At 45.6% G+C, this 8,405-nt stretch carries 10 protein-coding genes; 3 read left to right on the top strand and 7 right to left on the bottom strand.

Annotated elements, in window-relative coordinates; all coding sequences use genetic code 11:
- Both QUA34_RS29365 and QUA34_RS29360 read right to left on the bottom strand, forming a co-directional pair.
- Window positions 1–999, bottom strand: a 999-nt coding sequence (locus tag QUA34_RS29365) for a protein kinase domain-containing protein (RefSeq protein WP_333332686.1), incomplete at its 3' end; no start/stop codon positions are given.
- 170 nt (window positions 1,000–1,169) lie between these two features.
- Window positions 1,170–1,928 carry a VOC family protein gene (locus QUA34_RS29360; protein ID WP_333390982.1) on the bottom strand — a complete coding sequence of 253 codons (759 nt, stop codon included), beginning with the start codon at window positions 1,926–1,928 and terminating at the stop codon, window positions 1,170–1,172.
- 403 nt (window positions 1,929–2,331) lie between these two features.
- On the opposite strand from QUA34_RS29360, the gene topA reads away from it, so the two are divergent.
- Window positions 2,332–5,064, top strand: coding sequence for a type I DNA topoisomerase (topA, locus tag QUA34_RS29355; protein WP_333390979.1), 2,733 nt, complete (start codon window positions 2,332–2,334; stop codon window positions 5,062–5,064).
- A 191-nt stretch (window positions 5,065–5,255) separates the two neighbouring features.
- Window positions 5,256–5,387: a hypothetical protein gene (locus QUA34_RS29350; protein ID WP_333390977.1), complete on the top strand. Its 132-nt coding sequence runs from the start codon at window positions 5,256–5,258 to the stop codon at window positions 5,385–5,387.
- 139 nt (window positions 5,388–5,526) lie between these two features.
- Here QUA34_RS29350 and QUA34_RS29345 read toward each other — a convergent pair whose 3' ends face one another.
- Together QUA34_RS29345 and QUA34_RS29340 are read right to left on the bottom strand one after the other, a co-directional pair.
- The gene (locus QUA34_RS29345) at window positions 5,527–5,958 is read right to left on the bottom strand and encodes an HNH endonuclease signature motif containing protein (protein ID WP_333390975.1); all 432 of its coding nucleotides are present in this window, start codon (window positions 5,956–5,958) and stop codon (window positions 5,527–5,529) included.
- A gap of 5 nt (window positions 5,959–5,963) precedes the next feature.
- On the bottom strand, window positions 5,964–6,335 hold the full coding sequence (locus tag QUA34_RS29340; RefSeq protein ID WP_333390973.1) for a hypothetical protein: 372 nt from the start codon (window positions 6,333–6,335) through the stop codon (window positions 5,964–5,966).
- Between the two features lie 537 nt (window positions 6,336–6,872).
- On the opposite strand from QUA34_RS29340, the gene QUA34_RS29335 reads away from it, so the two are divergent.
- Window positions 6,873–7,121, top strand: a complete 249-nt coding sequence (locus QUA34_RS29335; protein WP_333331925.1) for a hypothetical protein — start codon at window positions 6,873–6,875, stop codon at window positions 7,119–7,121.
- Between the two features lie 220 nt (window positions 7,122–7,341).
- On the opposite strand, the gene QUA34_RS29330 is transcribed toward QUA34_RS29335, so the two are convergent.
- The 3 genes from QUA34_RS29330 to QUA34_RS29320 all read right to left on the bottom strand — a co-directional run bounded on the left by QUA34_RS29330 (window position 7,342) and on the right by QUA34_RS29320 (window position 8,171).
- Complete coding sequence (locus QUA34_RS29330) at window positions 7,342–7,518, bottom strand: DUF5615 family PIN-like protein (protein ID WP_333390970.1); 177 nt, start codon at window positions 7,516–7,518, stop codon at window positions 7,342–7,344.
- A 65-nt stretch (window positions 7,519–7,583) separates the two neighbouring features.
- The gene (locus QUA34_RS29325; RefSeq protein WP_333144268.1) at window positions 7,584–7,910 is read right to left on the bottom strand and encodes a DUF433 domain-containing protein; all 327 of its coding nucleotides are present in this window, start codon (window positions 7,908–7,910) and stop codon (window positions 7,584–7,586) included.
- Between the two features lie 132 nt (window positions 7,911–8,042).
- Window positions 8,043–8,171 carry a DUF433 domain-containing protein gene (locus QUA34_RS29320; RefSeq protein WP_333331932.1) on the bottom strand — a complete coding sequence of 43 codons (129 nt, stop codon included), beginning with the start codon at window positions 8,169–8,171 and terminating at the stop codon, window positions 8,043–8,045.
- Window positions 8,172–8,405: the final 234 nt, after the last annotated feature.

Below are 8,405 nucleotides of genomic sequence, written 5' to 3'. Positions count from 1 at the left end.
TTCGGTGCTGCCCCTGCTGACTCGCTCAAAGGCTGCTAATAAGGTTTCAACTTCTGTTTCTCTGCCGTAGAGTTTTTCGGGGATGAGGAATTGGTCTATAATATCCCGCGTTCCCAATGCAAACGTCTCAATGTTACCCGTGTTTTGTAATTGAGCCAGACAAATTTCTAAATCGTGTTTCAGTCCTAATGCACTCTGATAGCGATTTTCCGCATTTTTGGCCATCAGTTTACTAACAATTTGGGATAAAATTAGGGGGACTTCTGGCTTGATTTGATGTACCGGAATCGGCTGTTTGGCTAGATGACAATGCACTAACTCCATTGGGTCGTCTGACTCGAAGGGTAACTGTGTTGTCAACAATTCATAGAAGGTCACACCCAGGGAATAAAAGTCACTCCGATAGTCAATGCCTCGATTCATTCTTCCTGTCTTTTCTGGGGAGAGATAAGCTAAGGTTCCTTCGAGGGTGTTGGGATTCTGGATTTCTTGGGTTTCTCTCGGCAGCAGGGAAGAAATGCTGAAGTCAATGAGTTTAATTTGTTTGCTATGTGGGTTAATCAGAATATTGGCGGGTTTGATATCTTTATGAATAACTCGGTTTTGGTAGAGAGAGTGTAGAATATTTGCTAGTTCCCTGGCTAGGTTGAGAAAGTCTTCTAAAGATACAGATTTATCGGGTTGGTTTTTATCAGTTGCTGCCGGGATATAAGTAGACAGGGAAACTCCTCCAAAGTCCTCCATTATCAAAGCATAGGCGTTTTTGTAAGGTGCTAAATCGAGGGGTTCAACAACTCCAGGCAGACGTAGATTTTTGGCGATGGTGTACTGGTTGCGGAATTGCAGCAGTTCGCTGAAGCTGGGGTATTCGTTTCGCAGCAGTTTGATGACGACTGGAGTCCGATCGCTCTCCCGGACACCGCGATAGACTAAAGTACGAGATCCTGCATAGAGTTGTTCTGTTATGCGATACCCTGGCAGGTCAGTAATTGTCTCCATTTTCCAGTTCTCAATAAATTGGGGGTTACTATATCTCTAGTTTAGTCAGCCAACTTGAAAAATTCTCAATAGCCTCTAATGTTCCTGCAATTGTCAGTCCGCGTTCTGTACGAACGATCGCAGTTCGTTGGATACTGAAGCCATATTATTAATTGTTTTACAGGTTTTGATTACCAACTGATAATAAGCGGCAATCCAGGTCGGAAATCTACCTGTTTTCCCTGCACTTCTCCATCAAAACCAAGCTCGACAAAATACTCGGTTCCTATTCGCAACTTTAATTGATTTGTCTCAAGCACTGCTTGAAGTTCTGGTGACGGGTTATTGGCAGCAGGACTGACTAATTCTACGCGAGTAATTTCGCGGAAACCAACACCATGATCCAAAGGCTGTGACTTATCAGCAGAGTATTGATCTGGACGTTTACCAAAGGAAATTTGGAAAAGCATCGGCTCAGTCAACACATCACTATTTGTTCCTACAGCGATACTCATCGTTTCAGATAAATAAGGTGGACGATATGCCCAACTTGAAAATGCAATTGTGTCATTAGAACCTTGGGCTGAACGCAAACAGATGCCAAAAGGACAGGCACCATTATTCCGATTTGTCGATCGCTCCCAAAGACGAGTTTGACGAATTGGAGCAGACTGCGCCTCTTCTTGATCGTGAATCCATAACAATTCCAACATTGCATTATGGAAAAAGAAACAGCGATTGGCTGTACCTTGTCCGTGATGAATGCGAGATCCACCCTCAACTAAACCGAAAGATGATAAACGATTAGCTTCCGAAGCACCAATATCAGTAAGGATGAAAAGATGGTCGAATTCAAAGGTCATAGAATTATTCATCGAATTGCTCGATCGCTCAAGTAATTTTAATCCCCTGTGATTGCTTTTTTTGCGATAGCCACGCTGATGCTGCACAGCGTACTGTACCAAAGTCCAAAACCTATACTCAGTGAATCTTTCCCAATCTCAAATCTCAAATCTCAAATCTCAAATCTCAAATCGGTCGCCCCAACCTTGAAGTTACAACCAGATTGAGGAACCATCCGCCCGCATCCAGCAGTCTCAACATCCAGTTACCGACAATTCTGCTAAAGTCAGGTCATCCAAGGAGTGCATCTTGTAGAGACGTGATTCGCAGCCTCTGCCCCCAAAGCAGTAAAATCCCATCACATTGTCACCTGCCACCCGATCGGCAGTAAGTTAAAAATTAAGGTAGTTTGAAAATAATCGCCCAAAGTTGAAAGAAGCCTTGACATCTGACCTAAACTCTCTAACTTAGACCCTCTAGCTGCGCTGCCATCCATATTTAAAAGATGCCATGTCAACCTTAGTCATCGTCGAATCTCCGACCAAAGCCCGCACCATCCGCAACTTCCTGCCCTCCACCTACCGTGTAGAGGCATCGATGGGCCATGTCCGCGACCTACCATCCTCCGCCGAAGAAATACCAGAAGCCGTTAAAGGAGAAAAATGGGCGCAATTGGGCGTAAACGTGGAGGCAGACTTTGAACCCCTCTACGTCATCCCGAAAGATAAAAAGAAAATTGTTAAAGAACTCAAAGACGCCCTCAAAGACGCCACAGAACTGATACTAGCGACTGACGAAGACCGAGAAGGCGAAAGCATTTCCTGGCATTTGCTGCAAATCCTCAAACCCAAAGTGCCCATCAAGCGGATGGTGTTTCACGAAATCACCCGCGAAGCAATCCGCGACGCTTTGACTCACTGTCGCGATATCGATAATCGAGTAGTACAAGCGCAAGAAACTCGCCGAATTCTCGACAGACTCGTCGGTTACACACTCTCCCCGCTACTGTGGAAAAAAATCGCTTGGGGTTTGTCCGCCGGCCGGGTGCAATCAGTCGCTGTACGCCTGTTGGTGCGCCGGGAACGGGAACGCCGCGCTTTCCGCCAAGGTAGTTACTGGGATTTAAAAGCCCTTTTGGAAAAGGGCAAGATTTCCTTTGACGCCAAACTCGTGACTGTCGGCAATGTGAAAGTTGCAAACGGCAGCGATTTTGATGAAAATACCGGGCAAATTATCGCAGGCCGCCGCGTACTTTTGCTGAACGAAGAACAGGCGCGGGCTTTACTTTCACGCATTCAAAACAAACCCTGGACTGTCACCAATCTCGAAGAACGGCCAGTCACCCGCAAACCGTCGCCGCCGTTTACGACCTCGACTTTGCAGCAGGAAGCTAACCGCAAGCTGCGGCTGGGTGCGCGGGAAACTATGCGGATTGCCCAAAGTCTCTACGAACGCGGTTTTATCACTTATATGCGGACGGATTCGGTGCATTTGTCCGAACAGGCGCTCGAAGCGGCCCGCAGTTGCGTGCAAGAACTTTACGGCAGCGAATACCTCAGCCCCCAACCGCGCAAATATACGACGAAAAGCAAAGGCGCGCAGGAAGCCCACGAAGCTATCCGTCCCGCCGGCAGCACTTTTCGGACTCCGCAGCAAACCGGATTGGATGGGATTGATTTCCGCCTGTATGATTTGATTTGGAAGCGGACTGTGGCTTCTCAAATGGCCGATTCCCGCCAAACTCACGTCACGGTACTAACTCAGGTAGAAGATGCCGGTTTCCGTTCCAGCGGCAAACGCATTGATTTTCCAGGCTTTTTGCGGGCCTACGTGGAAGGTTCCGACGATCCAGATGCGGCGTTGGAAGACCAGGAGGTGATTTTGCCGGCGCTGAAGGTGGGGGATAAACCTAATTGTAAGGATTTAGGGGCGATCGGGCACGAAACTCAACCTCCCGCCCGCTACACGGAAGCTTCTTTGGTCAAAATGCTCGAAAGCGAAGGTGTGGGCCGTCCGAGTACCTATGCGAGTATTATCGGTACAATTGTCGATCGCGGATATGCGAAATTAATAGCTAACGCCTTAATTCCGACATTCACCGCTTTCGCCGTCACGACTTTATTGGAAACACATTTTCCTGATTTAGTAGACACCGGTTTTACTTCCCGAATGGAACAAACCCTCGATGAAATTGCCACGGGCGAGGCGAAATGGCTGCCGTATTTGCAAAAGTTTTATACAGGGGAAACCGGACTCGCAACCCAAGTTAAAGAACAGGAAAGCCAGATTGATGCAAAAGTTGCCCGAACTGTGGTGTTGGAGAATCTCTCCGCCAAAGTCTGCATCGGCAAATTCGGCGCCTATCTGGAATCTGAAAGCGAAGAAGGCTTGGTAAAAGCATCGATTCCCCAAGATTTGACGCCGGCAGATTTAGATCCGGAACAAGTGGAGTTTCTATTAAAGCAAAAAACCGAAGGCCCGGAAAAATTGGGTCTTCACCCGGAAACTGGGGAACCGATTTATGTGCTGATTGGCAGTTATGGGCCATACGTTCAGTTAGGGGAAGTTTCGGAAACGAACAAGAAACCGAAGCGAGCTTCTTTACCGAAGGGGACGGATAAGGATAGCGTGACGCTGGATATGGCGGTGAGTTTGTTGACTTTACCTCGGTTGTTGGGATCTCACCCGGAGACGGGGGCGAAGGTGCAAGCTAATTTGGGGATGTACGGGCCTTATGTGGTGCATGACCAGGGTAAGGTGGGGAAAGATTATCGATCAATCAAACCGCCGGATGATGTTTTGACGATCGAGCTCGATCGGGCTTTAGAGTTATTATCGCAGCCGAAAGCCGCCCGCGGTCGCAGCAAATCAGCTACACCTTTGAAGGAATTGGGCGCGCATCCAGAGTCGGGAGAATTGATCAATGTTTACGATGGCCGCTACGGCCCCTATGTGAAACACGGCGATATCAATGCTTCTTTGTCGAAGGATGAATCTGTGGAGAATTTCACCTTACAAAAAGCACTGGATTTGTTAGCAGCAAAGGAAGCAGCGGGCGGCGGAAAATCTAGCAGCAAGTCGAAGAAGTCAACAAAGACAACTGTGGCGAAATCGGAAACTGCCACGAAGAAGACTGCGGCGAAGAAAACCACTGCTAAAAAGACGGAGACTGCGGCGAAGAAAACCACTGCTAAAAAGACGGCGACTGCGACAACAGCCAAGAAAACAACTAAGTCAAGTTAGCAGGATTTAAGCACTGTAGGGTCAGAAACCGGGTTTTTTGCAATAATTTGTTTTAGCAGACAGATTGGGTAAAAAACCCGGTTTCTTCGATCGCGCCGTGCCTAAGTAGGTCGGCTCTTTCTAAAGTAATCCTTTCGTTCTCATGATATAATCAAGACTATCCATGTAGTAATTGGAGTAATTGAATCACCATGATAGCTGAACTTATGGTACAACCTTCCTACTGGATCGATCGTGATATTTCGCTTCAGAAAGTCAGAAATCTTTACTTATTCAAATTTACGGAAAACCTGCAAACCCGATTAGAAGAACTAGCCGACTGACAAAAGGCTAATCTTTTAACTTCAGAAGAGGTTGTAGAATTAGCCAGCTTACTAGAACTAGATCGGATTTTTACCTTAATTAACGCTAAAGTTATAGCAGCCTCATGTCCGTAAACCGCGCTACTAGAAATGGGATCGGTTATGAAATACTTGAATCTGTTGGTGGATGCCATCCAGCACTAACCCACTGACGCCTGACACTAACAGCAATATTATTGTTTAGTTGTAGTGCTGTGACTGTTGCGCGGCCGCAATCGGTAAGTCCAATCATTTCTGTAGCGTCTTCACTCCAAGCAAAATTTTGTGACCATTGTTGAGTGCGCGGATTAAATAACTTAACGTGCTTTTGCGTTACCGGATCTAATGCGTCAGTTTGGGTTCCTTTGTAATTATTGCACCGACTACAAGCCAGCCAGAGATTTTCTTCCTCGTCAGTACCGCCAATCGCTTTAGGAATAATATGGTCAATTTCCAGTATTCCCAAAACATACATTTGTAAACTGCGACAATAACCGCACCGATTTAGAGCTTGTGCGCGAACTCTGGCTCTAACTTGTTCAGAAATTGCCATTTTGCTTATCCTTTTAATGGTTCGAGCAAGCCGCGCCACACAGCTTCATTTAAGGCTTGAGCTTGTCGCAATAGTCGAGTTTCATATATGTGGATTAATGCCTGCAATTCAGCCAGTTCTATAGATGAGATCGTACCGGATTGTTGGCGGTCTAGCAATTCACTCAATCGTTGTTCTTGGAGTGGTTGCAGCCGGAGTTGAGTCTGAGTGATTACTTCTGAATCAGACAGTGCTGATACTGGTTTAGCGGTTGGTAAGAGAAAATTTTCCAGAGTTTCTACTAGAATCTCACTCACGGTGCGGTGGCGTTGCAGCGCTAGTAATTCTGCTTGGTGATAGACTTCATCTGGCAGATTTAGGGTTATTTGGGCGGTCATAGGTGCAAAGCTATGAAACTAATATTTATATTATGCCATATTTTACTTTGAGTATTAGACATCTGCCCAAAAGAAATGAAGAAGGAGCTCGCTTGCTAAAAATACGGCGACTGCGACAAAGTAGAAAACCAAGTGAAATTAGTTTAGTTTTCACTCATCCCAGAAACCCGGTTTCTTTAAGAAACCGGGTTTCTTTATTTGTAAAACACTAGACAAGAGGGCAAAAATAGGTTCGTACTTCAATCCTTAAAATTCTCTGATCTTCCTTTGTCTCATAAACGTCTGCGCGGTTCCATCGCCCCTATTTTTTTTGAGACATATCAACTCAAACTCTTGTCAAGCCTACCTTTTCAGTTTACTTGTCACCCGTCAGCAAAATCATCCTATTTACTTATTGACAATTGCTGCTCTCTGTTAAATTGTCATGAATCGAACATATAAAGTTAAAAATTGTATCGTAAGCAACAGAAAGTACCAAATCTTTTATGTAGGGCTCTACAATGGACAAAAGAAACAAGATTAAGAGGCGCGATCGCTATGGGTATCAATGAAAACCTAGACTGGGAAGAAGCATTTGAGTACCGAGCTGGCTTAACAGTGGAGTTGAAGTCCCAGCCAGGTGTTTTCGATACGATCGCTTACTATGAAGTGATGATGGTACCGCCCATCTGGTTAGAAAATGACCCGCGTCCCCGCTATCCTCACGAACTGCGAGTCGTTGCCCACCAGCCAACTGTGTCCAATGTTTGCCGCATTTCAGAGAGTCCTGTTTTAGTCGCCTCCTAAGTTTTTTTAGCGGGAAATATGGGCGATGGCATCTAGCCAGCAATCAAACCGATGCAGTGATTTTCGGATTGAGATTGCTTGAGTTTACTTTGTGGCGATCGCTTAAGATATAGATGGCGGCAAGAGTGCGATCGACTCAAATCACTTGACCTGTTAATGTTTCAAGTGAGGAAATAGCCTGATTAAGGTTAGCAGCCATTGTGTTAAATCATCCTCTCCCCTACAGACAATGTATTCCAGCATGATCAGACTGTAAGCTGTGCGGTCTGATAAAATAACGGCGATTTTGAGTTAAAACAGCTCGATTTTCACTGACTGCAAAAGCTAAAACTTCTTCGTCCGGATTTTTTGGGTTATCCTTTCCGGCAGCTTGCACTGTCAGAATATTGTGAATCATAGGGCGCAGCAATTCTCCAACCTCTCTGGCGAAATTGTTCGTCACAATAAAGACGCGCCATCATTTCAATCCTCGTCATTTTCGCGGATAGCTATTTCAATTTCATCGGGAAAAGCTGCCGCATAAGTCCAGGCATTTGCTAAATCAGTAGCGGTTAGTGTGGGATAGTTATCTAAGAGTCGAGACTCGTTCATACCCAAGCGACGAAAACTTTCCAGTACCCACACAGGAATGCGAGTGTTTCTGATACAAGCATCACCGCCGCAGACACCGGGAGTCTTGCTAATTCCTTGCCAGGTGTTGGCTAAGTTCTGGGTTAATAATTGGATGATTTGAGCTTTCTCGGTTGGCGTTAAAGCCAGAAGTTGCGCTTCTAATTCTTTGATAGTCATAGAAATTTTGGTACTTATGAAATATAGCGGTTCTCAAGCGTGGTGAGGTATGCGGGCTCCTTCCTATGCCCATGCCCTAGGCCCTATGAGCACCTCATGTTAATGAGAAAGGCTATATGTATGTATTTGCTATTATAGTGCGATCGCCTGGAGTCGAGACTTGTTCATACCCAAACGACGAAAACTTTCCAGTACCCAAACAAGAATGCGAGTATTTCTCCTACAAGCATCACCGCCACAGACACCGGGAGTTTGGCTAATTCATTGTCAGGTGTTAAGCTGTTACGCATCTAAATTGTATTTTTGGGCGGGCGGAACGCCCAACCCCTAATCCCCACAAGAATTTGCTCGAATTTGATTGTCAAATTTAGATGCGCCTCAGCTTAGCTAAATTTTGGGTTAATAATTAGATAATATGTATCAATACTCCGGACAGTTTTTAAAGAGGAATGCGATCGCAATAAAATAGAGAAGTGAAAAAAGTGAGTGCAATCT

Origin of the sequence: Microcoleus sp. POL10_C6, from assembly GCF_036701585.1 — a bacterium.
GTDB lineage: Bacteria > Cyanobacteriota > Cyanobacteriia > Cyanobacteriales > Microcoleaceae > Microcoleus.
The sequence above is the reverse complement of the archived record's forward strand: the minus strand, read 5'-3'. Positions and strand labels throughout refer to the sequence as shown.

Bases quoted from the DNA above. Each gene is read 5' to 3' on its own strand.
- topA (WP_333390979.1), top strand. From the start codon at position 2,332: ATGTCAACCTTAGTCATCGTCGAATCTCCGACCAAAGCCCGCACCATC.
- QUA34_RS29350 (WP_333390977.1), top strand. From the start codon at position 5,256: ATGATAGCTGAACTTATGGTACAACCTTCCTACTGGATCGATCGTGAT.
- QUA34_RS29345 (WP_333390975.1), bottom strand. From the start codon at position 5,958: ATGGCAATTTCTGAACAAGTTAGAGCCAGAGTTCGCGCACAAGCTCTA.
- QUA34_RS29340 (WP_333390973.1), bottom strand. From the start codon at position 6,335: ATGACCGCCCAAATAACCCTAAATCTGCCAGATGAAGTCTATCACCAA.
- QUA34_RS29335 (WP_333331925.1), top strand. From the start codon at position 6,873: ATGGGTATCAATGAAAACCTAGACTGGGAAGAAGCATTTGAGTACCGA.
- QUA34_RS29330 (WP_333390970.1), bottom strand. From the start codon at position 7,518: ATGATTCACAATATTCTGACAGTGCAAGCTGCCGGAAAGGATAACCCA.
- QUA34_RS29325 (WP_333144268.1), bottom strand. From the start codon at position 7,910: ATGACTATCAAAGAATTAGAAGCGCAACTTCTGGCTTTAACGCCAACC.